Annotated in this window: 22 protein-coding genes and 1 pseudogene; 15 read left to right on the top strand and 8 right to left on the bottom strand. The window is 71.4% G+C overall.

The features are described from left to right. Positions 1 to 309 precede the first annotated feature (309 nt). The 6 genes from tkt (at position 310) to pgl (ending at position 8,567) form a co-directional block, all read left to right on the top strand. A complete protein-coding gene (tkt, locus tag BM085_RS14125) occupies positions 310 to 2,343 on the top strand; it encodes a transketolase (protein ID WP_245789330.1) in 2,034 nt (677 codons plus the stop codon). A 2-nt stretch (positions 2,344 to 2,345) separates the two neighbouring features. Next, positions 2,346 to 3,449: a transaldolase gene (tal, locus tag BM085_RS14120; RefSeq protein WP_093887460.1), complete on the top strand. Its 1,104-nt coding sequence runs from the start codon at positions 2,346 to 2,348 to the stop codon at positions 3,447 to 3,449. Between the two features lie 5 nt (positions 3,450 to 3,454). Beyond that, the gene (locus BM085_RS14115; protein WP_093887459.1) at positions 3,455 to 5,083 is read left to right on the top strand and encodes a glucose-6-phosphate isomerase; all 1,629 of its coding nucleotides are present in this window, start codon (positions 3,455 to 3,457) and stop codon (positions 5,081 to 5,083) included. Beyond that, on the top strand, positions 5,084 to 6,814 hold the full coding sequence (gene zwf, locus BM085_RS14110) for a glucose-6-phosphate dehydrogenase (RefSeq protein ID WP_245789312.1): 1,731 nt from the start codon (positions 5,084 to 5,086) through the stop codon (positions 6,812 to 6,814). Then, the gene (locus BM085_RS14105; protein WP_093887458.1) at positions 6,815 to 7,726 is read left to right on the top strand and encodes a glucose-6-phosphate dehydrogenase assembly protein OpcA; all 912 of its coding nucleotides are present in this window, start codon (positions 6,815 to 6,817) and stop codon (positions 7,724 to 7,726) included. Between the two features lie 67 nt (positions 7,727 to 7,793). After that, a complete protein-coding gene (gene pgl / locus BM085_RS14100) occupies positions 7,794 to 8,567 on the top strand; it encodes a 6-phosphogluconolactonase (protein ID WP_093887457.1) in 774 nt (257 codons plus the stop codon). 55 nt (positions 8,568 to 8,622) lie between these two features. Here pgl and add read toward each other — a convergent pair whose 3' ends face one another. Together add and BM085_RS14090 are read right to left on the bottom strand one after the other, a co-directional pair. Next, positions 8,623 to 9,651 carry an adenosine deaminase gene (gene add / locus BM085_RS14095; RefSeq protein ID WP_093887456.1) on the bottom strand — a complete coding sequence of 343 codons (1,029 nt, stop codon included), beginning with the start codon at positions 9,649 to 9,651 and terminating at the stop codon, positions 8,623 to 8,625. 272 nt (positions 9,652 to 9,923) lie between these two features. Next, entirely contained in the window at positions 9,924 to 10,502 is a 579-nt protein-coding gene (locus tag BM085_RS14090) for a TetR/AcrR family transcriptional regulator (protein ID WP_245789311.1), read from the bottom strand. Positions 10,503 to 10,619: 117 nt separating this feature from the next. Here BM085_RS14090 and BM085_RS14085 point away from each other — a divergent pair, with 117 nt between their 5' ends. Both BM085_RS14085 and BM085_RS14080 read left to right on the top strand, forming a co-directional pair. Then, positions 10,620 to 11,546, top strand: a complete 927-nt coding sequence (locus tag BM085_RS14085) for an NmrA/HSCARG family protein (protein WP_093887454.1) — start codon at positions 10,620 to 10,622, stop codon at positions 11,544 to 11,546. A 226-nt stretch (positions 11,547 to 11,772) separates the two neighbouring features. Continuing rightward, positions 11,773 to 12,312 (top strand): annotated as a pseudogene (locus tag BM085_RS14080) (Clp protease N-terminal domain-containing protein); the annotation flags it as partial. Positions 12,313 to 12,581: 269 nt separating this feature from the next. On the opposite strand, the gene BM085_RS14075 reads toward BM085_RS14080, so the two are convergent. Continuing rightward, complete coding sequence (locus BM085_RS14075; RefSeq protein WP_031167152.1) at positions 12,582 to 13,616, bottom strand: GNAT family N-acetyltransferase; 1,035 nt, start codon at positions 13,614 to 13,616, stop codon at positions 12,582 to 12,584. Between the two features lie 166 nt (positions 13,617 to 13,782). Between BM085_RS14075 and BM085_RS14070 the strand changes: the two genes are divergently transcribed. Beyond that, the gene (locus BM085_RS14070; RefSeq protein WP_093887452.1) at positions 13,783 to 15,183 is read left to right on the top strand and encodes an NAD(P)/FAD-dependent oxidoreductase; all 1,401 of its coding nucleotides are present in this window, start codon (positions 13,783 to 13,785) and stop codon (positions 15,181 to 15,183) included. 45 nt (positions 15,184 to 15,228) lie between these two features. Then, complete coding sequence (locus BM085_RS14065) at positions 15,229 to 16,842, top strand: amidohydrolase (RefSeq protein ID WP_093887451.1); 1,614 nt, start codon at positions 15,229 to 15,231, stop codon at positions 16,840 to 16,842. Between the two features lie 83 nt (positions 16,843 to 16,925). Here the strand turns inward: BM085_RS14065 and BM085_RS14060 are convergent, their stop codons facing one another. After that, positions 16,926 to 17,135 carry a hypothetical protein gene (locus tag BM085_RS14060; RefSeq protein ID WP_093887450.1) on the bottom strand — a complete coding sequence of 70 codons (210 nt, stop codon included), beginning with the start codon at positions 17,133 to 17,135 and terminating at the stop codon, positions 16,926 to 16,928. Between the two features lie 259 nt (positions 17,136 to 17,394). Between BM085_RS14060 and BM085_RS42990 the strand changes: the two genes are divergently transcribed. Then, positions 17,395 to 17,823: a hypothetical protein gene (locus BM085_RS42990; protein WP_143120917.1), complete on the top strand. Its 429-nt coding sequence runs from the start codon at positions 17,395 to 17,397 to the stop codon at positions 17,821 to 17,823. A gap of 480 nt (positions 17,824 to 18,303) precedes the next feature. Here the strand turns inward: BM085_RS42990 and BM085_RS44390 are convergent, their stop codons facing one another. Further along, complete coding sequence (locus BM085_RS44390) at positions 18,304 to 18,756, bottom strand: hypothetical protein (protein ID WP_093887449.1); 453 nt, start codon at positions 18,754 to 18,756, stop codon at positions 18,304 to 18,306. Positions 18,757 to 19,074: 318 nt separating this feature from the next. Between BM085_RS44390 and BM085_RS44385 the strand changes: the two genes are divergently transcribed. Both BM085_RS44385 and BM085_RS14045 read left to right on the top strand, forming a co-directional pair. Beyond that, positions 19,075 to 19,902: an AfsR/SARP family transcriptional regulator gene (locus tag BM085_RS44385; protein WP_245789329.1), complete on the top strand. Its 828-nt coding sequence runs from the start codon at positions 19,075 to 19,077 to the stop codon at positions 19,900 to 19,902. Continuing rightward, positions 19,899 to 20,465, top strand: coding sequence for an ATP-binding protein (locus tag BM085_RS14045; RefSeq protein ID WP_093887447.1), 567 nt, complete (start codon positions 19,899 to 19,901; stop codon positions 20,463 to 20,465). The genes BM085_RS44385 and BM085_RS14045 overlap by 4 nt, the downstream gene beginning before the upstream one ends. On the opposite strand, the gene BM085_RS42980 is transcribed toward BM085_RS14045, so the two are convergent. Further along, positions 20,462 to 20,860 (bottom strand): hypothetical protein, encoded by a 399-nt coding sequence (locus BM085_RS42980; RefSeq protein WP_143120915.1) that lies wholly within the window; start codon positions 20,858 to 20,860, stop codon positions 20,462 to 20,464. The genes BM085_RS14045 and BM085_RS42980 overlap by 4 nt on opposite strands. A 114-nt stretch (positions 20,861 to 20,974) precedes the next feature. Here BM085_RS42980 and BM085_RS14035 point away from each other — a divergent pair, with 114 nt between their 5' ends. Continuing rightward, the gene (locus BM085_RS14035; protein ID WP_093887445.1) at positions 20,975 to 21,469 is read left to right on the top strand and encodes a hypothetical protein; all 495 of its coding nucleotides are present in this window, start codon (positions 20,975 to 20,977) and stop codon (positions 21,467 to 21,469) included. Positions 21,470 to 21,671: 202 nt separating this feature from the next. Here BM085_RS14035 and BM085_RS14030 read toward each other — a convergent pair whose 3' ends face one another. Next, positions 21,672 to 22,952, bottom strand: a complete 1,281-nt coding sequence (locus BM085_RS14030) for a serine hydrolase domain-containing protein (protein ID WP_177245102.1) — start codon at positions 22,950 to 22,952, stop codon at positions 21,672 to 21,674. 124 nt (positions 22,953 to 23,076) lie between these two features. Between BM085_RS14030 and BM085_RS14025 the strand changes: the two genes are divergently transcribed. After that, positions 23,077 to 23,439, top strand: coding sequence for a DUF488 domain-containing protein (locus BM085_RS14025; RefSeq protein WP_093887443.1), 363 nt, complete (start codon positions 23,077 to 23,079; stop codon positions 23,437 to 23,439). Positions 23,440 to 23,499: 60 nt separating this feature from the next. On the opposite strand, the gene BM085_RS14020 is transcribed toward BM085_RS14025, so the two are convergent. Beyond that, positions 23,500 to 23,772, bottom strand: a complete 273-nt coding sequence (locus BM085_RS14020) for a cation:proton antiporter regulatory subunit (protein WP_093887442.1) — start codon at positions 23,770 to 23,772, stop codon at positions 23,500 to 23,502. Positions 23,773 to 23,865 lie beyond the last annotated feature (93 nt).

Here is a 23,865-nt window from a genome sequence, read left to right as displayed (position 1 = left end):
AGCCTTGAATGCTCAACTCTAGTTGTTGGGGTGGCCGGTTCCGGCATGGGGTGCGGAGACGGCACGACGGGACGCCTCACGGGGGTTCTGTCCGCGCTGATCATCACTCCTGCGGGCTCGCCCCGGATCGGCCTACGCAACGGTAGCAAGGCCGACCCGTTAGGGTCCGGTGTGGGCGGGAAATGCCAAACCGGCGCCACCATCACACGACTAGATCCGGAGATCGAGCACTTGAGCAGCGAACTCGTGCCAGCCCTTGAATGGAGCGACCTGGACCGTCAGGCGGTCGACGTCGTACGGGCCCTGGCGATGGACGCGGTAGAGAAGGCGGGATCGGGCCACCCCGGCACCGCGATGAGCCTCGCACCCGCCGCGTACCTGCTTTTCCAGCAGACGTTGCGGCACGACCCGTCGGACCCCACGTGGGCGGGTCGGGACCGGTTTGTCCTTTCCGCCGGGCACACCAGCCTGACCCTCTACATCCAGCTGTACCTGTCGGGCTACGGCCTGTCCCTGGACGACCTCAAGGCCCTGCGCCAGTGGGACAGCCTGACCCCGGGCCACCCCGAGCACGGCCACACCATCGGCGTGGAGACCACCACCGGCCCGCTCGGCCAGGGTCTCGGCAACGCCGTCGGCATGGCCATGGCCGCCCGCCGCGAGCGGGGGCTGTTCGACCCGGACGCGGCGCCGGGCGCCAGCCCCTTCGACCACATGATCTGGTGCATCGCCTCCGAGGGTGACATCGAGGAGGGCGTCAGCCACGAGGTCAGCGCCATCGCCGGCCACCAGAAGCTGGGCAACCTGGTCGTCGTCTTCGACAGCAACCACATCTCCATCGAGGACGACACCCAGATCGCGCTGAGCGAGGACATCGCCAAGCGCTACGAGGCGTACGGCTGGCACGTCCAGACCGTCGACTGGACCAAGAACGGCGACTACTCCGAGGACGTCGAGGCGCTGCACCAGGCCCTGGAGGCCGCCCGCGCCGAGACCGACCGGCCGTCGTTCATCCGCCTGCGCACCATCATCGGCTGGCCGGCGCCGAACAAGCAGAACACCGGCAAGGCCCACGGCTCGGCGCTGGGCGCCGAGGAGATCGCCGCCACCAAGACCGTCATGGGTCAGGACCCGGCCAAGAGCTTCGACGTGCCGGCCGAGGTCCTGGAGCACGCCCGCGAGGTCGTCGGCCGCGGCCGGGCCGCCCGCGCCGAGTGGGAGAAGGCATACCAGAGCTGGCGGTCGGCCAACCCCGAGCGCGCCGCCGAGTTCGACCGGATCAGCGCGCGGCAGCTGCCGACCGGCTGGACCGAGGCGCTGCCGGTCTTCGAGACCGGCGCCTCCGTCGCCACCCGCAAGGCCTCCGGCGAGGTGCTCAACAGCCTCGCGCCCGTGCTGCCCGAGCTGTGGGGCGGCTCGGCCGACCTGGCCGAGTCCAACAACACCACGATGAAGGGCGAGCCGTCCTTCATCCCGGAGGAGTACCAGACCAAGGAGTTCCCCGGCAACCGCTACGGCCGCACGCTGCACTTCGGCATCCGCGAGCACGGCATGGGGTCGATCCTCAACGGCATCGCCCTGCACAACGGCACCCGGCCCTACGGCGGCACGTTCCTGGTCTTCAGCGACTACATGCGCCCGGCCGTGCGGCTCGCGGCGCTGATGAAGCTGCCGGTCACCTACGTGTGGACCCACGACTCCATCGGCCTGGGCGAGGACGGCCCGACCCACCAGCCGGTCGAGCACCTGTGGGCGCTGCGCGCCATCCCGGGCCTGGACGTCGTCCGCCCGGCCGACGCCAACGAGACGGCCGCGGCGTGGCGGACCGTGCTGGAGCACGGCGACCGCCCGGCCGCGCTCGCGCTGACCCGGCAGAACCTCCCGGTCTACGCCGGCACCGCCGACGCCGGGAAGGTGGCCCGGGGCGCCTACGTCCTGGAGGAGGCCTCCAACGGCCAGCCCGCGGTGGTCCTGATCGGCACCGGCTCCGAGGTCGAGCTGGCCGTGCAGGCCCGTGAGCTGCTGGAGGCCGAGGGCATCCCGGCCCGGGTCGTGTCGATGCCGTGCGTGGAGTGGTTCCAGGCCCAGGACTCGGCCTACCGGCAGACGGTGCTGCCCCCGGCGGTCCGCGCGCGCGTCGCCGTCGAAGCGGGAATCTCGCTGGGCTGGCGGCAGTTCGTGGGAGATGAAGGGGAAGTGGTGAGCCTGGAGCACTTCGGTGCCTCGGCCCCCTACAAGACCCTTTACGAGCAGTTCGGCCTCACCGCCGAGCGGGTGGCTGCCGCCGCTAAGGCCAGCCTCGCGCGGACCGGGGCCGACAAGGGCGAGACGACAGGAAACTGATCATGAGCGAGATCCTGAAGAGCCTTTCCGAGCACGGCGTATCCATCTGGCTGGACGACATCAGCCGCGAGCGCCTGCGCACCGGCAACCTGGAGTCGCTGATCCGCGAGAAGTACGTGGTCGGCGTCACCTCCAACCCGACGATCTTCGCCTCCGCGCTGAGCAAGGGCGACGCCTACGACACCCAGCTCCACGACCTCTCCGTGCGCGGCGTGGACGTGGAGGAGGCGGTGCGCGCCATCACCACCTACGACATCCGCTGGGCCGCCGACGTGCTCAGGCCGGTCTACGACGCCACCGGCGGCGTGGACGGCCGGGTCTCGATCGAGGTGGACCCGCGTCTGGCCAAGGACACCGACAAGACCATCGCCGAGGCGCGCGCGCTGTGGTGGATGGTCGACCGGCCCAACCTGCTCATCAAGATCCCGGCCACGGTCGAGGGCCTGCCCGCGATCACCCAGGCGATCTCCGAGGGCATCAGCGTCAACGTCACGCTGATCTTCTCCCTTGAGCGCTACCGCGCCGTGATGGACGCCTGGCTGACGGGCCTGGAGCGCGCGCGGGCCAACGGCCTGAACCTGGCCGGCATCGAGTCGGTGGCCTCCTTCTTCGTCAGCCGCGTCGACAGCGAGATCGACAAGCGTCTGGAGAAGATCGGCACCCCGGAGGCCAAGGCCCTCAAGGGCAAGGCGGCGGTCGCCAACGCCCGCCTCGCCTACGCCGCCTTCGAAGACGTGGTCAACTCCCCGCGCTGGCAGGCCCTGGCCGCGGCCGGAGCCCGCCCGCAGCGCCCGCTGTGGGCCTCCACCGGCACCAAGGACCCGAGCTACCCCGACACCCTCTACGTCGACGAGCTCGTGACCGCGGACACGGTCAACACGATGCCGGAGAAGACCCTCGACGCCGTGGCCGGCCACGGCCGGATCACCGGCGACACCATCCGCCCCTCCTACGAGGACGCCTGGAACACCATGGCCGCGCTCAAGGAGGCCGGCATCGACTACGACGACGTGGTGAGGGTGCTGGAGGAGGAGGGCGTGGAGAAGTTCGAAGCGTCCTGGAAAGAGCTCCTGGCCACCGTCTCCGCCGAGCTGCGGAAGGCGTGAACCCCATGTCAGTGTCCGTAACGTTCGGCGAGGAGAGGCCGGCCGAGCAGGCCGCGGAGACGGCCGGGCGGCTCGTGGCCGAAGGGGTCCACGAGGCCCTGGCCGCCGGTGATCCCGCCCTGTGGGGTCCGGAGGCCGAGCCCGAGGCGGCGATCCGCCTCGGCTGGCTTACCCTCCCCCAGACCAGCAGGGAGCTGCTGCCCGAGCTCGGCAAGCTCGTCGAACGGGTCCGCGCCGAGGGCCTGGACCACGTGGTCCTGGCGGGCATGGGCGGCTCCTCGCTCGCCCCCGAGGTCATCACCGCCACCGCCGACGTGCCGTTGACCGTGCTCGACACCACCGACCCCGGCCAGGTGCGCCGCGCGCTCGACGACCGGCTGGACCGTACGATCCTGGTGGTCGCCAGCAAGAGCGGCGGCACGGTCGAGACCGACAGCCACCGGCGGATCTACGAGAAGGCCTTCCGCGACGCGGGAATCGACCCGGCCGAGCGGATCATCGTGGTCACCGACCCGGAGTCGCCGCTGGAGCAGACCGCCAGGGACGCGGGATACCGGGTCTTCCTGGCCGACCCCAACGTGGGCGGCCGCTACAGCGCCCTGACGGCGTTCGGCCTGGTGCCCAGCGCGCTCGCCGGGGCCGACGTGGAGCGGCTGCTCGACGACGCCGCCGCCGTGCAGCCGCTGCTGTCGCAGGCCGAGGGCAACCCCGGCCTGGAGCTCGGCGCCGCCCTCGGCGCCGCCGCGCTCTCCGGCCGCGACAAGCTCGTGCTGGAGGACAGCCTCTCGGAGATCAACGGCCTGCCCGACTGGATCGAGCAGCTGGTCGCCGAGTCCACCGGCAAGCAGGGCAAGGGCATCCTGCCGGTCGTCGGCGCCGAGCCGGGCGAGGCCGAGGACGAGCTGGTCGCCGGGATCGACTCCGACGGCGCCCTGACCGTCAGCGGCCCGCTGGGCGCGCAGTTCCTCGTCTGGGAGTACGCCACGGCCGTCGCCGGCCGCGTCCTCGGCATCGACCCGTTCGACCAGCCGAACGTGGCCGAGTCCAAGGAGAACACCGGCAAGCTGCTCGACCGGCCGGAGCTGCCGGTCGGCACGCCGATCCTGGTCGACGGCCCGGTCGAGGTGTACGGCGAGCTGCCCGGCTCGGAGGCCCCCAAGGACCTGTCCGACGTGTTCACCCGGCTGCTGGAGGCCATCCCCTCCGACGGCTATCTCGCGATCATGGCCTACCTCGACCGGGAGGCGGCGTTCGACGCGCCCCACGCCGAGGGAGCCTCGTTCGAGGAGATGACCGAGGCGTGGAGCGCGGCCGACCCGGCCACGCTGCGCGCGCAGCTCGCGGTCCGGACCGAGCGGCCGATCACCTTCGGGTGGGGCCCCCGGTTCCTGCACTCCACCGGCCAGTACCACAAGGGCGGCCCGCAGAACGGCGTGTTCCTGCAGATCACCGGGGCCGTGGAAGAGGACGTCGAGGTGCCCGGCAAGCCGTACACCCTGGGCCGTCTCCAGCTCGCGCAGGCCCTGGGAGACCAGGGCGCGCTGGCCAGCCGCGGGCGTCCCACCGTACGGCTGCACCTGACCGATCGTGCGGCCGGTGTCGCACGTCTGCTCGCGGCAGCGCGGGAGGTCTGAATGAGCAAGGAACGCTCCGTGGTGCGGGCCGACGCGGTGCGGGCCGAGCCCGCGCAGGGCGACGCCGAGCAGAGTGACGCCGCGCAGAGTGACGCGGCGCAGGCCGGCCCGGTGCGCTCCGACGGCGCGCACCACACCGCCGGGGCGCATGCCGAGGAGCCCGTGGCCGCCGCCTCGGCGGCCGCGACCGCCTCCATCACCGACGAGGTGGTGGCCGCCAACCCGTTGCGCGACCCGGGCGACAAGCGCCTGCCGCGTGTGGCGGGGCCCTGTGTGCTGGTGCTGTTCGGCGTGACCGGCGACCTGGCGCGCAAGAAGCTGCTGCCGGCGATCTACGACCTGGCGAACCGGGGGCTGCTGCCCCCGGGTTTCTCCCTGGTCGGCTTCGCCCGCCGCGACTGGCAGGACCAGGACTTCGCACAGCTCACCCATGACGCCGTCAAGGAGCACGCGCGGACGCCCTTCCGTGAGGAGGTCTGGAAGCAGTTGTCGGAGGGCATCTTCTTCTGCCCGGGCGAGTTCACCGACGACGGCGCGTTCGACGCCCTGGCCATGATGCTCAAGGAGATCGACCAGACCCGGGGCACCGGCGGCAACTACGGCTTCTACCTCTCGGTGCCGCCGAAGTTCTTCCCCGTCGTGGTCGAGCAGCTCAAGCGGACCGGCCTGGCGCACGGACCCGAGGGGTCCTGGCGCCGGGTGGTGATCGAGAAGCCCTTCGGGCACGACCTGAAGAGCGCCCAGGAGCTCAACGCGATCACCAGCGCGGTCTTCCCGGAGAGCTCGGTGTTCCGCATCGACCACTACCTGGGCAAGGAGACCGTCCAGAACATCCTGGCGCTGCGGTTCGCCAACAACCTGTTCGAGCCGATCTGGAACCGGGGTTACGTCGACCACGTCCAGATCACGATGGCCGAGGACATCGGCATCGGCGGCCGGGCGGGTTACTACGACGGCATCGGCGCGGCCCGGGACGTGATCCAGAACCACCTGCTCCAGCTGCTGGCGCTGGTGGCGATGGAGGACCCGACGTCGTTCGAGGCCAACTCGCTGCGCCGGGAGAAGGAGAAGGTCCTCAAGGCCGTCCGGCTGCCGCAGGACCTGGCCGAGGCCACCGCGCGCGGCCGCTACGGGAAGGGCTGGCAGGGCGGCGAGCCGGTCGTCGGATACACGCAGGAGGACGGCATCCCGCCGGACTCCATCACCGAGACCTACGCCGCCATCAAGCTGGAGATCGCCAACCGCCGCTGGGCGGGGGTGCCGTTCTACCTGCGCACCGGCAAGCGGCTGAGCCGCCGGGTGACGGAGGTCGCCGTGGTGTTCCAGCGCGCGCCGCACCTGCCGTTCAGCAAGGACGACACCGAGATCCTGGGGCAGAACGCCCTGGTCATCCGGGTTCAGCCGGATGAGGGGATCACGGTGCGGTTCGGCTCCAAGGTGCCCGGCACCGCCATGGAGGTCAGGGACGTCTCGATGGACTTCGCCTACGGCGAGTCGTTCATGGAGTCCTCCCCCGAGGCATACGAGCGACTGCTGCTGGACGTGCTGATCGGCGACCCGCCGCTCTTCCCGCACCAGCGCGAGGTCGAGCTGTCGTGGAAGATCCTGGACCCGATCGAGGACTTCTGGGCCACCCAGGGCCCGCCGGAGGAGTATCCGGCGGGCACGTGGGGCCCGGCGTCGGCCGACGAGATGATGGCCCGCGACGGGCGCGCGTGGAGGAGACTGTAGATGGCGAGCTTCATGCTCAGCGGCACGACCGCGTCGAAGATCTCCTCACAGCTCACCCAGCTGCGCCACCAGATGGGCACCCCCGCGGTCGGCATGGTGCTGACCCTGGTGGTGGTCTCCGACGAGAGCAACCAGTACGACGCGGTCCGGGCGGCGACCGAGGCGGCCAGGGAGCACCCCTCCCGGATACTGGTCGTCATCCCCCGCGACCCGCAGGAGCCCAACCGGCTCGACGCCGAGCTGCGGTTCGGCGAGTCCACCCCGGGTGAGGTGATCCTGCTGCGCCTGTACGGCGAGCTCACCAAGCACGCCGACTCGGTGGTCGGTCCGCTGCTGCTCACCGACACCCCGGTGGTGGTCTGGTGGCCGGGCGACTGCCCGGACGTGCCGGCCAAGGACTCGATCGGCATGCTCGCCCAGCGCCGCATCGTCGACGCGCGGTCGGCGGCCGACTCGGTGCAGGCGATCACCGGCCGGGCCCGGGGCTACGTCCCCGGTGACACCGACCTGGCCTGGACCCGGCTGACGACGTGGCGGAGCCTGCTGGCCGCCGCGTTCGACCAGCCGGTGGGCAAGGTCAAGAAGGGTTTCGTGGAGGCCGTGCCCGGCCACGCCAGCGCCCTGCTGCTGGCGGCCTGGCTCAGCGAACGCCTCGGCGCCCCGGTGAAGGTCTCCGAATCGGCCGGCCCCGGCCTGACCGCGGTCAGGCTCGTCACGGCCGACGGCGACATCTCCATCGGCCGCGGCGACGGCCGTCTGGCCACGCTGTCCCGCCCGGGCCAGCCGGACCGCCGGGTGGCGCTGACCCGCCGCCCGACCTCGGAGCTGCTCGCCGAGGAGCTCCGGCGTCTGGACCCCGACGAGATCTACGAGGCCGCGATCCGGCGACTCGCCCGGACGCACAAGTCCTGACCTGTGAGCGCCCCGCGGCCGACCGCGGGGCGCTCTGTCATCGACAGCACGTTGAAAGAGAAGTCCCGTGAGCGTTCCCAACGTGATCATCCATCGTGACGCCGACATGCTGGCCAAGGCCGTCGCCGCCCGGGTGATCACCCGCACCGTCGACGTGCAGTCGGGCAAGGGCTCGGCCTCGCTGGTGCTGACCGGCGGCACCGTCGGCATCGCCACCCTGGCGGAGATCGCCGCCAGCCCGGCCCGCGACGCCATCGACTGGCGCAACCTGGACATCTGGTGGGGTGACGAGCGCTTCCTGCCCTCCGGGCATCCCGAGCGCAACGAGACCGGCGCCCGCCAGGCCCTCCTCGACCACGTCGACGTCGACCCCGCCCGCGTCCACGTGATGCGCGGCCCCGACTCGGGCATGACCGCCGAGGAGTCGGCCGCGGCCTACGCCGACGAGCTCCGCAGGGCCGCGCGTCCCGAGGACCACGGTCCGGCGCCGTCGTTCGACGTCATGATGCTGGGGATGGGCCCGGACGGCCATGTGGCGTCGCTGTTCCCGGGCATGCCCGCGCTGTACGAGACGCGCCCGGTGGTCGCGGTGCACGGTTCCCCGAAGCCTCCGCCCACCCGCATCTCGCTCACGCTCCCGGTCATCCAGGGGGCGCGCGAGGTGTGGCTGATCGCCGCCGGCGAGGAGAAGGCGGGAGCCGTACGGCTGGCGCTGTCGGACTCGGGGCCGATGCAGGTGCCCGCGGCGGGCGCCCGCGGCCGCCAGCGGACGTTGTTCCTGCTGGACAGGGCGTCCGCCTCGAAGATCCCGTCGTCCCTGGGACGGCTCTCCTCCCCCTGAGTTCCCCGGTCCGCCGCCCCGCTGACCCCCGCCGAGCCTGTGCGCACGGCGGGGGTCAGGACGTTGCGGGGGCCTCGGCCAGCGCGTCGATCTCGGCGAGGATCTCCCTCCTGCCCGCCGCGTCCAGGCAGGAGGCGTTGACGGCGTTGCGGGCCAGTCCCGCCAGCGCCCGCCGGTCCAGGCCGAAGACGCCGGCGGCGATCCGGTACTCGTCGCTCAGGGTGGTGGCGAACATGGGCGGGTCGTCGCTGTTCAGGGTGACGAACAGGCCCTCCTCCAGCATGCGCGGGAGGGGGTGTTCGCTGATGTGGGCGACCTGGCCGGTGCAGACGTTGGAGGTGGGGCAGACCTCCAGGGGGATCTGGTTGTCGCGGAGATGGGCGACCAGCCGGGGGTCGTCCATGCAGGCGATGCCGTGGCCGATCCGTTCGGCGCCCAGGCCGTCGAGTGCCTCCCAGATGGTCTCCGGGCCGCTCATCTCACCCGCGTGCGGGAGGCTGCGCAGCCCGGCGGCGGTGGCGGCGCGGAAGGCGTCCCTGAAGGCGTCCCGGTGGTGCGGGCGTTCCTGCTCGATACCCCCCATGCCGAAACCTACCAATGCCTGGGGAGGTTCTTGCAGGGCGTGGTCCAGGGTCACCCGGGCCGCCTCGGCTCCGTACTCGCCGGGGATGTCGAAGATGTAGCCGACCCGGACGCCGTGCTCGCCGGCGGAGCGCCGGGCGGCCAGGTCGAGCGCCTCGGTGACCTCGCGCATCGGCATGCCGACGACGTGGTGGGAGTAGGGAGTGACCGTCAGCTCGACGTAGCGCGCGTTCTGCGCCGCCAGGTCCCGGGTCAGGCCGAGCACCAGCGTCGCCACGTCCTCGGGGGTGCGGACCAGGGCGTTGACCGCCCCGTAGACCTCGGCGAAGTGCGGGAAGTCACGGAAGGCGTAGAAGTCGCGCAGCTCCTCCTCGGTGACGGGCACCCGGCTGCCGGGGTGGCGCCGGGAGAGCTCCAGCACGGTGGGGACCGAGGCGGAGCCGATCAGGTGGACATGGAGTTCGACCTTGGGGAGCGCGTCGATGAAGGCGTCGATCGTCATGCGGCGACCTTACGCACGCCATGGCGGTGCAGGGTAGATATACGGCATTAATCTCACATGTAAATGTAAGAATTATCCCGCCCGCCTGGTCCGACGGCCGGAGCGGTCGGCCGGTCGCCCGGTCCGACAGGCGGGACGGAGGCCGGGGACGGCCGGTCGGGCGGAGCGGCGTCCGGCGCGGAGGCCGGCCGTCCCGGCCCCGTCCCGGCCCCGTCCAGCGCGGGCGGGGCTGTGGATCTTCTCCCGAAATCGCTCGCTTGCGAGATCCGGGTTCAGTGTGCGCGGATGCCGTCGATGGCGATCGCCAGCAGGCGGTCGGCTTCGGCGGGGCCGTCGGGCTCCTGCTCGGTCGCCAGGGAGATGGCACTGACGAGCTTCAGCAGATGGGTGACGGCGATCTCGGGGCGCACGGCGTTCGCCGCCCGGGCACGCGCGAGGAGAGCATCGCCGGCGTTGACGACCATGTCGTGGCAGGTGCCGCCCAGCGTCGGATCGCCACCGCGCATCAGCGACGCGCCCAGACCCCGGTTGGCCACCGCGTGCGCGCCGACGGCGCGGAGCCAGGTGAACAGCGCCTCTCCCGGATCGGGAGCGGAGAGCAGGTCGTCGGCCCTGGCACAGAGCGCCTCCACCCGGTCTTTGAAGACCGCCTCCAGGAGTGCCCGCCGGGAGGGGAAGTGCCGGTGCAGGGTGGCCGAGCCGACCCCGGCCTGGCGGGCGACCTCCTCCAGGGAGGCGTCAGCGCCGCGCTCGGCGATGAGGACCCCGGCGGCGGCGACGATCCGGTCGAAGTTGCGGCGGGCGTCGGCGCGCATCCGCTGCCGGGGCGGCGCAACGGGCTCCTTGGACACGGCGACTCCTGACGACTTGATAAGTGGGGTGGTCTTCCATATCGTAGCGGACGACAACCGGAGGGCCACCCCACTTAGAGGACGGCTCCTGTTCCGCGTATCCGTGAGGGAGAGACAGTGACGTCGACGAACAAGACCGTCGTGGTGGTGGGAGCGACCGGCCTGCAGGGCAGGACCGTGACGCGACACCTGCTCCGCGACGGCTGGCGGGTGCGCGCGCTCACCCGTGACCCGGACGGGGCACAGGCCCAGGCACTGGCGAGGGCCGGCGCGCAGGTGGTGCGGGCACAGATGGAGGACCTCGATTCCCTGACCGCCGCGGCCGAGGGCGCTTGGGGGCTGTTCAGCGTCCAGCCCACGGTCGGCTCGCCCGGCACCGCACCGGACTTCACCACCGAGGATGAGGTGCGCTGGGGCGTGAACGTCGCCGAGGCCGCGCACGCCGCCGGTGTCGGGCACCTGGTGTTCACCTCGGTCGCCGGCGCGGACCGCCACCTCAGCGAGAAGGTGCCGGTGAACCTGGCCAGCAAGTGGCGGATCGAACAGCACATCGCCGAGCTCGGCCTGCCCGCGACGATCCTGCGGCCGGCCTCCTTCATGGAGAACTTCACCGGCGGCTACGCGCTGCGGAACGGGACCCTGTCCACCGGGATCGCACCGGACACCGCCCAGCAGCTCATGGCCGTCGACGATGTCGGCGCCGTCACCGCGTCGGCCTTCGGCCAGCCGGAGGAATGGATCGGCCGGGCGGTCTCCCTGGCCGCCGACGAGCTCACACCGGTCCAGGTCGCCGAGGCCATCGGGACGGCGCTCGGGATCCCGCTGCCCTACGTCCAGATCCCGATCGAGGCGATCCGGGGCCTCAGCGAGGACTTCGCCTACGCCAACCAGTGGCTCAACGAGCGCGGCTACCGCGCGGACATCGCCGCCACCCGGCGGATCCACCCCGCCGCGATGGACTTCCGCACCTGGCTGGAGCGCACCGGCGCCGCCCAGATCTCCGCGTTCCTGGACTCCGCGCGCACCGCCGGGCAGGACGCGTGAGCGCCCGCACGCCCGGCCTCGGACGCGTCGGGATCCGGGCGGGGGACTTCGACGCCCTCCCGGTGGCCGATGTCCGCCAGGCGGCGACCGCGATCGACGACCTCGGCTGAGGCCGCCCGCATGTCCACGGAGGGCGAAAAAGGATTCTGCATCACTATGCCCCCCTTACCGCGAAACCTGCCGCATAGTGGGTGTTAGGAACTCGGCACCCCCACGGAGGCCACTCGTGTTCGAGCGCTTCACAGACCGTGCCCGCCGTGTCGTGGTTCTGGCCCAGGAAGAGGCCCGGCGGCTCGGCCACAACCACATCGGCACCGAGCACATCCTGCTCGGCCTGCTCACTGAGGAGGACGGCGTCGCCGGCCGCGCGCTGCAGGCCTCGGGCATCGGCAGCGCGCAGGTGCGCAGCGACGTCGAGGAGATCATCGGCCAGGGCGGCGAGATCCCGCCCGGCCACATCCCGTTCACCCCGCGCGCCAAGAAGGTGCTGGAGCTGTCCCTGCGGGAGGCCCTCAACCTGCACCACAGCTACATCGGCACCGAGCACATCCTGCTCGGCCTGATCCGCGAGGGTGAGGGCGTGGCGGCCCAGGCGCTCACCAAGCAGGGCGCCCGGCTGGAGGCCGTACGCGCCCAGGTGATCACGCTCATCGGGCCGCGCGGCCCCGACCGGCCCCTGACCACGGAGGAGGGCTTCTACGGTCTCGGGCCCTCGACCGGCGCGAAGCTGGAGCGGATCCAGGAGAGCCTGGACCGGATCGAGCGCCGGCTGGACGCCATGGGCGCGCCTCCGGACCCGGGCCCGCACGACGGGTAGGGCCCCCGGACCGGCGTCCCGGACGCGGACCGGCGGATCACCCCCGCGACGGGCACGTCACCCCCGGAACCCGGTGGATCGTCTTCGGACCGGCGGACACCCCGGGGAACGCCGGGAGATCTTCCGGGGCGGGCCGCCGCGGCGGACCGCCCCGGAATGCGGCCTCTCCGGTCCGGGGCCCCTGAGTGATCTCGAACCGGTCGGGCCCGGTGATGGGTTCAACTCGGGGATGCCGTCGCCATCACGCCCACGGCCAGCCTGGCTTCCACCACGCCGGGGTCCTCGGTGTAGCTCATGGTCGCGCCGAGCGAGACCAGGAGCCTGCGCATGCGCACGTTGTCGGACAGGAGGGTGGCCTTGACCTCGGCGAAGCCCAGGTCGCGGGCCTCCCCGACGATCATCCTGGCCAGCGCCGCGCCCAGTCCCCTGCCCTGCCAGCGGTCCTCGACCAGGAAGGCCATCTCGGCGATGCCGGGGTCGGGGGTGAACATCAGGTTGGCCAGCGCGACCACCTGGCCGTCGTGCCCGGCGACCAGCGAGTGGCCGCGGGTGCGGTCGCAGAGCCGGTCGAAGACGCGGGGCGGCAGCATGGGCATGGAGGTGAAGTAGCGGAACCGGCGCGCCTCGGGCGAGCAGCGGTCGTGCAGGTCGCGGACCGCCTCGCGGTAGAGCGGCGTGAGCGGGCGGACCTGGGTCTCGGCGCCGTCGGAGAGCCTGACGGCCCGCTCGGTCCCCGCCGGCTGGTGGGGCGGGGGCTGCGCCAGCCGTACGAAGGAGGCGGCCCTGGCGGCCTCGGTCAGGGTGAAGGGCAGATCCGCCCGGCGCACCCGGATGGCGCGGCGCGGGGCCACCGGCACGGTCAGCAGCGTCGGGTCGGGCAGGTCGCTCATGTCTGAACCGTAGACCCAGCGGGAGTCGTCGGCGCGCAGCAGCTCCCCCAGCAGCTCGGGCAGGCGCCAGGGCATCGCGCGCAGGCGGGAGGCGAGCAGGAGGGCGCGGGTGGGCTCGTCGGTGAGCTGGTGGGCGGTGGCGGCGACGACCTTGACCCGGCGTCCGCCGGCCGCCTCCAGCGCCTCGCGGACGACCTCGGGACCGGCGGGGATCTCCGCCACGAACTCGTCCACGGTGCCGTCCGTGTCGGACTGGACGCTCATGCCCAGGATGTTGCCGCCCTTCTCCGCGAGCGCGGCCGCCAGCGAGGCCAGCCGTCCCGGCCGCTCGTCCACCGTCGTGCGAATCCTCAGAAACCCCATCAGAACGCTCCCTCCGTCGAGGACAGCCTGACGGAGTCCTGTTACATGACTGCTACACAGGAGTGAGCGCGCCGTTACGTCGAAGAAGATCACTCATGATGCGGTTCTACAACGGTTTCCGTCGGAAGGTGCGTCCTAATTGACGGATATAGCAGGATATGAGGCCATGAGCACGCGTGTTCCCCTGGCTGGGGACTTCGTCAATGGAGATGTCTCCTTCTGGTACCGCTCCCTCGGCATCCCCACGGCCGGCGAGCCCCTCGCCGGCGACCGCGACGCCGACGTGGTGATCGTCGGCGCCGGCTACACCGGCCTGTGGACCGCCTACTACCTGAAGAAGGCCAGCCCGAGCCTGCGGGTCGTGGTGCTGGAGAAGGAGTTCGCCGGGTACGGCGCGTCCGGGCGCAACGGCGGCTGGCTGGTGGGCGAGCTGGCGGGCACCCCCGAGCGCTACGCGCGGACCCACGGCGTGGACGCGGCCAAGCGGCTCCAGCGGATCATGTTCGACACGATCGACGAGGTCATCGCGGTCGCCGAGGACGAGGGCATCGACGCCGACATCGTCAAGGGCGGCGTCACCACGGTCGCCACCAACGCCGCCCAGGACCGGCGGCTGCACCAGCTGCTCGCCCACGAGCGCCACTGGGGCTGGACCGAGGATGACGTGCGGCTGCTGGACGCGGCCGAGCGGGAGAGCCGGCTGAGGGTCGACGGGGCGGTCAACGCGATCTGGAGCCCGCACTGCGCCCGGATCCAGCCCGCCAAGCTGGTCCGCGGCCTGGCGCGGACCGTACGCGACCTGGGGGTGGAGATCTTCGAGCGCACCCCCGTCACCGAGATCGTCCCGCGCGAGGCCCGCACGCCGTACGGCACGGTCCGCGCCGACTACGTCATCCGCGCCACCGAGGGCTTCACCTCCGAGCTGAAGCAGTACCACCGGGCCTGGCTGCCGATGAACAGCTCGATGATCGTCACCGAGCCGCTGGGCGACCTGTGGGACGCGATCGGCTGGGAGAGCTGCGAGCTGCTCGGCGACATGGCCCACTACTACATGTACGCCCAGCGCACCGCGGACGGCCGCATCGCGTTCGGCGGGCGCGGCAAGCCCTACCTGTACGGCTCCCGCGTGGACGACAGGGGCCACACCCACGAGTGGACCGTCGAGGCGCTGTGGGAGCTGCTGACCGGCATGTTCCCCGCGCTGAGGGCCTCCAGGGTGGCGCACGCCTGGTCCGGGGTGCTGGGCGTGCCCCGCGACTGGTGCGCCACCGTGCACGTCGACCCGGTCACCGGGGTCGGCTGGGCGGGCGGCTACACCGGGCACGGGGTGACCACCGCCAACCTGGCCGGCCGCACCCTGCGCGACCTGATCCTGCGCGAGGACACGGAGCTGGCCACGCTGCCCTGGGTGGACCGCAAGGTGCGAGGCTGGGAGGTGGAACCGCTGCGATGGATCGGCGTGCACACCATGTACGACCTGTACCGGCGGGCCGACGCGAGGGAGAAGGCCGGTCTCGGCCGCACCTCCGTCCTGGCACGCGTCGCCGACACCATCACCGGACGCTGAGGAGAGCGCCATGACCTGCCCGCACGACACCTCTATGGTGACCGAGTGAGTGACATCCTGTTCCGGGGCGGGCGGGCCTTCCTCGCCGCCGACGCCTTCGCCGAGGCGGTGCTGGTCCGCGACGGCCGGATCGCCGCCGTGGGCGCCGACTCCGACGTCGTACGGCGGGCGGCCCCCGGCCACGAGACCGTCGACCTGGACGGCGGCCTGCTGACCCCCGGCTTCACCGACTCCCACATCCACCCGGTCCAGGCCGGTCTGGAACGGGCCAAGTGCGACCTGGCCGAGGTCTACGGCCTGCCGGAGTATCTGGAGCGGATCGGCGCCTACGCCCGGGCGCACCCCGGTCACGAGTGGATCGACGGCGGCGGCTGGGACATGGCCGCCTTCCCCGGCGGTCTGCCGCACCGCTCCCAGCTCGACTTCCTCGACCGTCCGGTCTACCTGATCCAGCGCGACCACCACGCCGCCTGGGTCAACACCCGGGCGCTGGAGCTCGCCGGGATCACCCGCGACACCCCCGACCCCGCCGACGGCCGGATCGAGCGCGACGCCGACGGCACGCCGAGCGGCGTGCTGCACGAGGGCGCGATGGACCTGGTGGGCCTGCTCACCCCCCGCCCCACGGCGCGGGACCTGTCCGACGCGCTGGTGGAGGCCCAGGCCCATCTGTTCTCCCAGGGCATCACCGGCTGGCAGGACGCCATCGTCGGCTCCTACGCGGGCTCCGACGACCAGCTGCCCACCTACATCGCGGCGGCGGCCTCCGGACGGCTGAAGGCCCGGGTCGTGGGCGCGCTCTGGTGGGACCGCACGCGCGGCGCCGAGCAGATCCCCGAGCTCATGGAGCGCCGCGAGGCCGCCAAGGGCCTTGAGCGGTTCCGCGCCACCTCGGTGAAGATCATGCAGGACGGCATCGCCGAGAACTTCACCGCCGCGGTGATCGAGCCCTACTGCCGCTGCGGCGGCACCGGCCTGTCCTACGTGGACCCCGCCCTGCTGAAGCAGTACGTCGCCGAGCTGGACCGGCACGGCTTCCAGGTGCACTTCCACGCGATCGGCGAGCGTGCCGTCCGCGAGGCGCTGGACAGCTTCGAGGGGACCGACCCGGCCAACCGGCACCACATCGCGCACCTGCAGATCATCGAGCCCTCCGACGTGCCGCGGTTCGCCGCGCTCGGCGTGACGGCCAACCTGCAGCCGCTGTGGGCCACCCACCATGCCCAGATGGACGAGCTGACGATCCCGTTCCTGGGCGACGAGCGCTCGGCCTGGCAGTACCCGTTCGCCGACCTGCTGCGGGCGGGCACCCGGTTCTGCGCGGGCAGCGACTGGCCGGTCTCCATCGCCGACCCGATCCAGGGCATGCACGTGGCGGTCAACCGCACCGAGCCGGGCGGCTCGGTGCACGCGGACTACCCGACGGCGCAGACCCCGTTCCTGCCCGGCCAGAGCCTGGACCTGGCCACGGCGCTGACCGCCTACACCGCGGGCTCGGCATGGATCAACCACGACGACGACGCCGGCACGATCACCCCGGGCAACCGCGCCGACCTGGTCGTCCTGGACCGCGACCCGTTCGCCGAACCCCCGGCCGACATCTGGCGGACCCGGGTCGCCATGACGTTCGTCGGCGGGGAACCCGTCTACCGCCGCTGACCTTCACCACGAGAGGAAAGCAACGAGGCAGCCGAGGCCGGCTCCGACCACTGCCACCGGCACCGTCGGACCGGCCCCCGCGATCACCGGCCCCCTGCTCGCGGCATCCGCCCGCCGCACGTCCGGTTCGGCGCCACGCGGATCGGCGCCACGCGGATCGGCGCCACGCGGATCGGCGCCACGCGGATCGGCGCCACGCGGATCGGCGCCACGCGGATCGGCGCCACGCGGATCGGCGCCACGCGGATCGGCGCCACGCGGATCGGCGCCATCGCGACCAGCGAGTTCGCCATAGCGTGCCCCGGTTCACGGGCCGCCAAGGAGCTCCATACTTGTCGCCGCCGGCAAGTGATCACTTTTTGTAGTCACTCCTCAAATTCTCCCCGAGAGATGTGGCTTTTTTCATTGCCTGCGAAAGGGATCGGACCCGATGCGAAAAGAAATGATCCAAATACCTATAGTGTGATCCGTATCACATCTGCCCCATCTTGTCGCGCCGAGTTTGGGATGACACGATTCCTGGAAATTAGTCGATGCGATAGGGGACGACCCATGAAGGTTAGAGCCGGCCTTTCGCTGCCGTTCGCAGCCCTTCTCGCAGTTGTTGTAGTAAATCCGGCCGCCGCCGACAGAAGCGAGAGCGAGGTATGGGCGAGACTCCTGTTCCCTCCCGCCAGCGCCGATAAAATCTACTGCGACGCCTATACCGAAGTGAGAGCTTCCGACGGCTATGTCCGCGGCGCTTTCAGGAGCTGGAATCTCGGCAGCAGCGCTCAGGTATGCGAAGGCTGGCTGGAGCGCAAGCGCTACAACAGCGATGGCAGCCTCCAGTACAACTGGACTCGCGTGAGCGACATTTACCGGATAATCTCCGAAACCAGATGGAGCGGGTATCACTGGAACGGCACAGACGCAGGATCTCGCGTTTGCATCAAGAATTATGCCAGCGGAGAAAAGGCCTGCTCGTACGGCGTCTGGTAACAGGCGTCCGCCCTCCGGCATCGCCGAAGGCAAGGAAATCCCTCACGTTTCGAGTGTATACTTCCGGGGAGCCGCAACACAGTGATCACTTACTGTCGGTGAGAAGTACACAGCGAGGCGCTCGGCTGGAGTTTCCCGGTCGAGCGTCTTTCGTATTCTGAAGCCCAGTTCGACGGCGCGCCCGTCACCGTCGTGGACCAACGGTGCCCCGGCAGGCTTTCGATGCCGGAAAGGGTCCGAAAAACCTATGAGCGTGCTTGAGAAGGGCCGGTCGACCGGCTGGTCGAGGACGTACCTCTGCCGGCGCGTGGCGGAGCTACCGAAACGACCGGGAAACGACCACCCGGCACGAGGATCCGTACGGCGGACGACGACGGCCGCCCCGCCGGCACCGTCCGCCGCTCCGCCGAGCGCCCTGGCCCAGCCCGGCGGGCGGCCCCCTCGTCCGGAGATCAGGGTGCCGCCCGGGAGGCGAGGCGATCAGCCGCGCAGGCGCTTCAGGCATCCGTAGACGCCCACGGCCACCACCGTTTCGGGATCGCTCAGGTCCCCATGGAATTTGTCCGAGATCTCGGACACGGCACCGGTCGCGCACTGGCCCGCCTTCCACCAGGCCCATTCCCCCGCGGCCTTGGCCGCGTCGACGATCTGACGCCAGAACCTCTTGACGAACGCCACGACCGCTCCCCAGGAGCGCGGAGCCTCGGCGAATACCTCGTCGGGGAAGCGGTAGTCGTCCTCCGGGTCGCCGTTCATGAGCGACACGGCCATGGAGTAGACCCTCTCCTCCGAGACGCCCGCGGCCTGCGCCACGGTCGTGAGCTCCCGCGAGAACGAGGCTCCGTCGGCGAAGGCCGCGCCGGCACCGGCCGAGGTCGCCACCACCACCGCCGTGATCAGTGCTGCCATGGTTCCGGCTGTGCGCTTGAGCATGGAATACCCTCCCTGTCGAGTGACGGTCGGCTGGGCGTGTGCGCCCTGCCGCCACCGGACACCGTGCCGCAGGCTGCTCACCCGCCGCTCACCCGACAGTCACTCAACGACTACTCAGCGCCATCGCCGACGCCTCCCGGCCGACCGCGCCCTCGGGAGTGCCGCCGGCCCCGGCCGACCTCGCCCACCCCGTTCCGGCGCGCCACGCCGGGCGCCCGCCGGGGATCGCCACGCCGAGCGCCTGCCGCTTCCCCGACCCTCTTGACCGCACATCTCCGATTACTTAACGAAACTGTGTTATTGCATTACGTAGTGAAGATGGTGAGGCCGGGTTTCGATTTCAGGGTTCTGGGGCCGTTCGAGGTGCTGAGGGCGGACGCCATGGAACAGGCGTCGGCGCTGCTGGGGGAGGCGCTGCGGCTGTGGCGGGGGGAACCCCTGCAGGACGTGCCGTCGGAGACGCTGCGGCGGGAGGTCGCGCCCGCGCTGGCCGAGCGCAGGCTGGACGCGCTCCAGTCACGCATCGAGGCCGACCTGGCGCTGGGCCGCCACGAGGAGGTGCTTCCCGAGTTGCGGAAGCTGACCGCCGGGCATCCGCTCCGGGAGCGGTTCTGGGCGCAGCGGATGCTGGCGCTGTACCGGTCGGGACGCCAGGCCGAGGCCCTGCGGTGCTACCACTCCGTCAGGGAGGTCATCGTCGAGGAGCTCGGCGTCGATCCGGGCGCGGAGCTGCGGGATCTGCATCGGCGGATCCTGGGTGGCGATCCCGCGCTCGCCGTCGCGGGCGGTTCCGGCCACGGCCCGTCGGCGTCCGGAAACCTCCCGGCGGAGATGACGACGTTCGTGGGCAGGGACCGGCAGCTCGCCGACGCCGGGCGGCTGCTGGAGAGCGGCCGCCTGGTCACGCTGACCGGTGTGGGCGGGGTGGGCAAGACCCGGCTGGTGCTGGACAACTGCGAGCACATGGTGGACGCGGCCGCCACGCTGGTGGCCGCACTCCTGCGTGCGGTCCCCGGTCTGCGCGTGCTCGCCACCAGCAGGCAGCGGCTCGGGGTCCAGGGTGAGCACGTCCTGCCGGTGCCTCCCCTCGCCATACCGCCGGTGACCCCGCCCGGCCCGCGGGCGAGAACGCCGGGCCGTCGTTGACGCACTACGAGGCGGTGACCCTGCCGGTCGACCGCGCCGCGGCCTCGGCTCCGAACTTCCGGATCACGCGACACAGCTGCGGCGTCGTCGCGCAGTTGTGCGGGCGGCTGGACGGCATCCCTCTGGCGATCGAGCTGGCGGCGGTCCGGCTGGGCACGCTCTCCGCGGAGGAGATCCTCGACCGGCTCGACGACCGGTTCCAGCTGCTGGCCGACAACGGTACCCAGGGCACTCCCCGCCACCACCGCACCCTGCGAGGCGTCGTCAGCTGGAGTCACGACCTGTGCACCGAGCACGAGCGGCTACTGTGGGCGCGATTGTCGGTCTTCTCCGGCGGATTCGACCTGGAAGCGGCCGAGGCGGTGTGCTCGGGCACGGGCATCGACCGCCAGGACGTCATGGACGTCCTGGCGGGATTGGCGCACAAGTCGATCCTGGTCGTGAGCACCCTTGGCGGCCGGACGCGTTACAGCCTGCTGGAGACCATCCGCCAGTACGGCAGGCAACGGCTTGTCGACCTCGGTCAGGACACCGCGGTGCGACGGCGCCACCGTGACCACTAACGGAGCATGGCCGCACAGGCCGCGGCCGACCGGTGCAGCCCCCGCGAGGTCGAGTGGCTGTCCCGGCTGCGGCGGGAACTGCCGAATCTGCGGGCGGCGCTGGACTTCTGCGCCACGGAGCCGGGCGAGGCCCAGACCGGACTGGAGATCGCCGTCAACCTCACCCGGACCCGATGCTGGTTCTTCAGCAGCACCATCGGCGAGGGCCGCCACTGGCTGGAGCGCGGGCTCGCCCTGTCTCCGTGCCCGCCGGACCCGCTCCAGGTCGGCGCGGTGGCCCTCGTCGCCTGGATCGCCCTCTGCCAGGGCGACAGGCAGGGCGCCGACGGGCTCCTGGCCCGCTGCCGCCACCTGGCCTCGCGGCTCCCCGGTGACGATGTCCCCGCCGCCGTCACCTACATCGAGGGTGCCCACGCGCTGCTCGTCCACGGGGACCCACGGGCCATCTCCCTGCTGGCGCAGGCGCGAGAGACCGTTTCCTCAGGGCCGGCGCGACCGGTGACGCCCACATGGCCACGATGCTCTGGGCCATGGCCTCCGCCTTCCTCGGGGACCGGGACACCGCGGTCGCCGCCTGTGGCGAATACCTGGCCGACGCCGAAGCACGCGGCGGGGCCTGGGCCCACTCCTGGGCGCTGTGGGATCTCGGTCTCACGGAGCTGCGGCACGGCGACCCCGTACGTGCCGCCGCCCTGTTCCGCGACTGCCTGCGTCACCAGCACGACATCGACGATCGCTGGGGACCCGTGTGGGGCCTTGAGAGGCTCGCCTGGACCATCGCCGCCGCCGGTCACCACGGCCATGCCGCCGAGTTGCTCGGCGCCGCGCACCGGTTGCGGCGCACGACCGGTGTGGCGCTCACCGGCCTGCGGCCGTTTCACGACGCCCACGCCGAAGCCGACCGCCTGGTGCGGCGCGCGCTTGGTGAACAGGCCTACGCCACCGCCTTCGAGCGGGAGGCCAGGACCGAGGAGGTCATCGACCTCGCGTGCGTGGCACCGTGACGTTCCGGAGCTCCGGGGACCTCCGGGGCACGTGATCGGCGGGCGGGACGGACGTCGGGGGGATCCCCTGTTCCGGCCGCGAGACGGCCTGCGGCGTGTCCGGAGGGCGGAGCCTGCTCCGGCCCCGCCCTCTGCGGACACGTCGCCGGGGTGCCGGGACCGGAGCCGCCGGAGAGGGCTCGCCCCGGCGCGGACCCCGCCGTCAGAAGTAGTTCGGGGTGAGGTCGGTGGTCGGCCACGCGGTCACGGTGCCCGTCGCCTTGCCGAGCAGCGGGTCGATCGCGTCGAAGTCGAGCGTGCCCTCCTCCTCGCGGCGGTTGAACACGGCGCAGTAGCTGACGCCGTTCTGTATCCGGGCCAGGAAGCTGAACGTGCCGGGCATCGAGCCGTTGTGCCAGGTGTTGAGCCCGCTGCCGTTCGAGCGCACCCACCAGCCGCCGCCGTACCACGACCCGCCCGCGGTGACCCCGGTCTCGGGCTTGGCGAAGATCTTGGCGATCGAGGCCGCGTTGAGCACGGGGCCGGCGGCGTCGAAGATCATGGCGAACTTCACCATGTCGACGGCGGAGGCCAGCCAGCCGCCGTTGGCGTCCTGGTTGGGCATGTTGAAGCCCCCGTAGGGGTAGGGCACGACGGCGCCGGAGGTGTCCACCACCGACTTGGCGGTGTACTTCGACGAGTAGTTCACCTCACCGACGGGAGACTCCGCCCTGAGGCTGCGGCCCAGCCGCATCCGGGTGATGCCGACGGGCGCCAGGAGCTTCTGCTTGACGTAGGACTCGTAGCTCATGCCGGAGACCTTCTCGATGATCCGGCCGAGCAGCATGTAGCCGTAGTTGCTGTAGACCATCTTCGAGCCGGGGTCGAAGTCCAGCGGCCGCGCGGTGGCGTAGCGGATGATGTCGGCGTGGCCGATCGGCAGCGGGACGTCCAGCGTGGCGGAGATCGTGTGGTCGATCCAGAGCTGGTCCTTGGACGTGGCGCGGTCCCAGCCGCCCAGGTGCTGCATCAGGCGGAGCACGGTCACCTGTTCCAGCCGGGGGTCGGCCTCGGCCGACAGGCCCAGCACCGTGGTGACCGGCGCGGACAGGCTGAGCCTGCCGTCCTGGACCAGCCGCATGATCGCCGCTGCGGTGAGGTGCTTGCTCAGGCTCGCGACCCGGAACAGCGAGGTCGGCTGCACGCGCATGTAGCGGGCTATCCTGTTCTGCATACTGGTGCCCGAGGTGCCGGGGACGGTGTAGGTGCCGTAGCCGCGCGCCAGCAGGATCTTGCCCTTCCGCGCCACCGCGAGCTGCGCGCAGCTGATCTGGCGCTCGGTGATGTACTTCTTCACCGCGGTGTCGAAGCCCGCCAGCGCCGCGGGGACGACCCCGCTGACGATCGGACCCGCGGACGCCCGCGCGGGGCTCGCGCCCAGCGCCAGGGCGGGAACGACTCCGGCGCCCGCCTGCAGAAGGCGGCGGCGGGTGAAGCCGGTCATGCTTGTTGTCACTTCGGTCCCCCACGTCACAAACACATCAGGAAGATTCGTATATTACGGACCTTCCTGATATGCCGCACCAGCCCGCCCGCTTCGGGACAGCCGGCACGGGTAGACACGGGCTATGGGGGATATCGTCATCAGACGGGTGTACGACGCGGAACCCACCAAGGGGGCGGTGTTCCTCGTGGACGGGATGTGGCCGCGCGGCGTCCGCAAGGAGGACCTCAAGCTGGACGGATGGGTCCGCGACGTCGCCCCCTCGCCGGATCTGCGCCGCTGGTTCGGCCATCGCCCGGAGCGGTTCGAGGAGTTCCGCCACCGCTACCGCCAGGAGCTGGACCGCGCCCCGGACGCCCTGCGTCCGCTGCTGGAGGCCGCCCGCAGGGGGCCCGTCACGCTTCTCTACGCGGCCAAGGACACCGAGCACAACAACGCCGTGGCGCTGAGGGACTACCTGCGCGACCGGCTCACGACGGCCGGCTGAGTCCCGCCCCGCAGATCTTCGAGCGTGACGGTCCGCCCCGGGCCACCGGGCGGCGGCCGGTCACGGCGCCTCCCCGGCGATTTCGGCGAAACGGCGTTCGAGGGCGGCGAGCCGGTCGGGGATGGGGCGGCTGTGCAGGATCTCGGCGACCTGGTCGGCTTCGTCGTGCTCCATGGTGATGCACTGCAGTGGCACGTCGAGGTCGGCGGGATCGTAAATGAGAAGCCGGCGGCGGTCGGCGTCGTCCACCAGCACGCCGAATCGCTGTCCTCCCCGGGTTACGCAGTGGTGCACGACCCCGGTGCCGGGCACGGTGGTGCGGGTGATGTCCACTTCGCGGACTCCTCCGTTCTTGGGAGCTCGGTGCATCGGGAACACGCGCCGCGACCGTTCGGCGTCGACCCGTCTCCCTCCTGCGTGCGGCGC

This window comes from Streptosporangium canum (assembly GCF_900113865.1).
In the GTDB taxonomy this organism is placed as follows: domain Bacteria; phylum Actinomycetota; class Actinomycetes; order Streptosporangiales; family Streptosporangiaceae; genus Streptosporangium; species Streptosporangium canum.
Note: the sequence above shows the minus strand (reverse complement) of the source record. Positions and strands in the feature narration are given on the sequence as shown.

Bases quoted from the DNA above. Each gene is read 5' to 3' on its own strand.
- tkt (WP_245789330.1), top strand. From the start codon at position 310: ATGGACGCGGTAGAGAAGGCGGGATCGGGCCACCCCGGCACCGCGATG.
- tal (WP_093887460.1), top strand. From the start codon at position 2,346: ATGAGCGAGATCCTGAAGAGCCTTTCCGAGCACGGCGTATCCATCTGG.
- BM085_RS14115 (WP_093887459.1), top strand. From the start codon at position 3,455: ATGTCAGTGTCCGTAACGTTCGGCGAGGAGAGGCCGGCCGAGCAGGCC.
- zwf (WP_245789312.1), top strand. From the start codon at position 5,084: ATGAGCAAGGAACGCTCCGTGGTGCGGGCCGACGCGGTGCGGGCCGAG.
- BM085_RS14105 (WP_093887458.1), top strand. From the start codon at position 6,815: ATGGCGAGCTTCATGCTCAGCGGCACGACCGCGTCGAAGATCTCCTCA.
- add (WP_093887456.1), bottom strand. From the start codon at position 9,651: ATGACGATCGACGCCTTCATCGACGCGCTCCCCAAGGTCGAACTCCAT.
- BM085_RS14075 (WP_031167152.1), bottom strand. From the start codon at position 13,616: ATGGGGTTTCTGAGGATTCGCACGACGGTGGACGAGCGGCCGGGACGG.
- BM085_RS14070 (WP_093887452.1), top strand. From the start codon at position 13,783: ATGAGCACGCGTGTTCCCCTGGCTGGGGACTTCGTCAATGGAGATGTC.
- BM085_RS14060 (WP_093887450.1), bottom strand. From the start codon at position 17,135: ATGGCGAACTCGCTGGTCGCGATGGCGCCGATCCGCGTGGCGCCGATC.
- BM085_RS42990 (WP_143120917.1), top strand. From the start codon at position 17,395: ATGAAGGTTAGAGCCGGCCTTTCGCTGCCGTTCGCAGCCCTTCTCGCA.
- BM085_RS44390 (WP_093887449.1), bottom strand. From the start codon at position 18,756: ATGCTCAAGCGCACAGCCGGAACCATGGCAGCACTGATCACGGCGGTG.
- BM085_RS44385 (WP_245789329.1), top strand. From the start codon at position 19,075: ATGGTGAGGCCGGGTTTCGATTTCAGGGTTCTGGGGCCGTTCGAGGTG.
- BM085_RS14035 (WP_093887445.1), top strand. From the start codon at position 20,975: ATGGCCACGATGCTCTGGGCCATGGCCTCCGCCTTCCTCGGGGACCGG.
- BM085_RS14030 (WP_177245102.1), bottom strand. From the start codon at position 22,952: ATGACCGGCTTCACCCGCCGCCGCCTTCTGCAGGCGGGCGCCGGAGTC.
- BM085_RS14025 (WP_093887443.1), top strand. From the start codon at position 23,077: ATGGGGGATATCGTCATCAGACGGGTGTACGACGCGGAACCCACCAAG.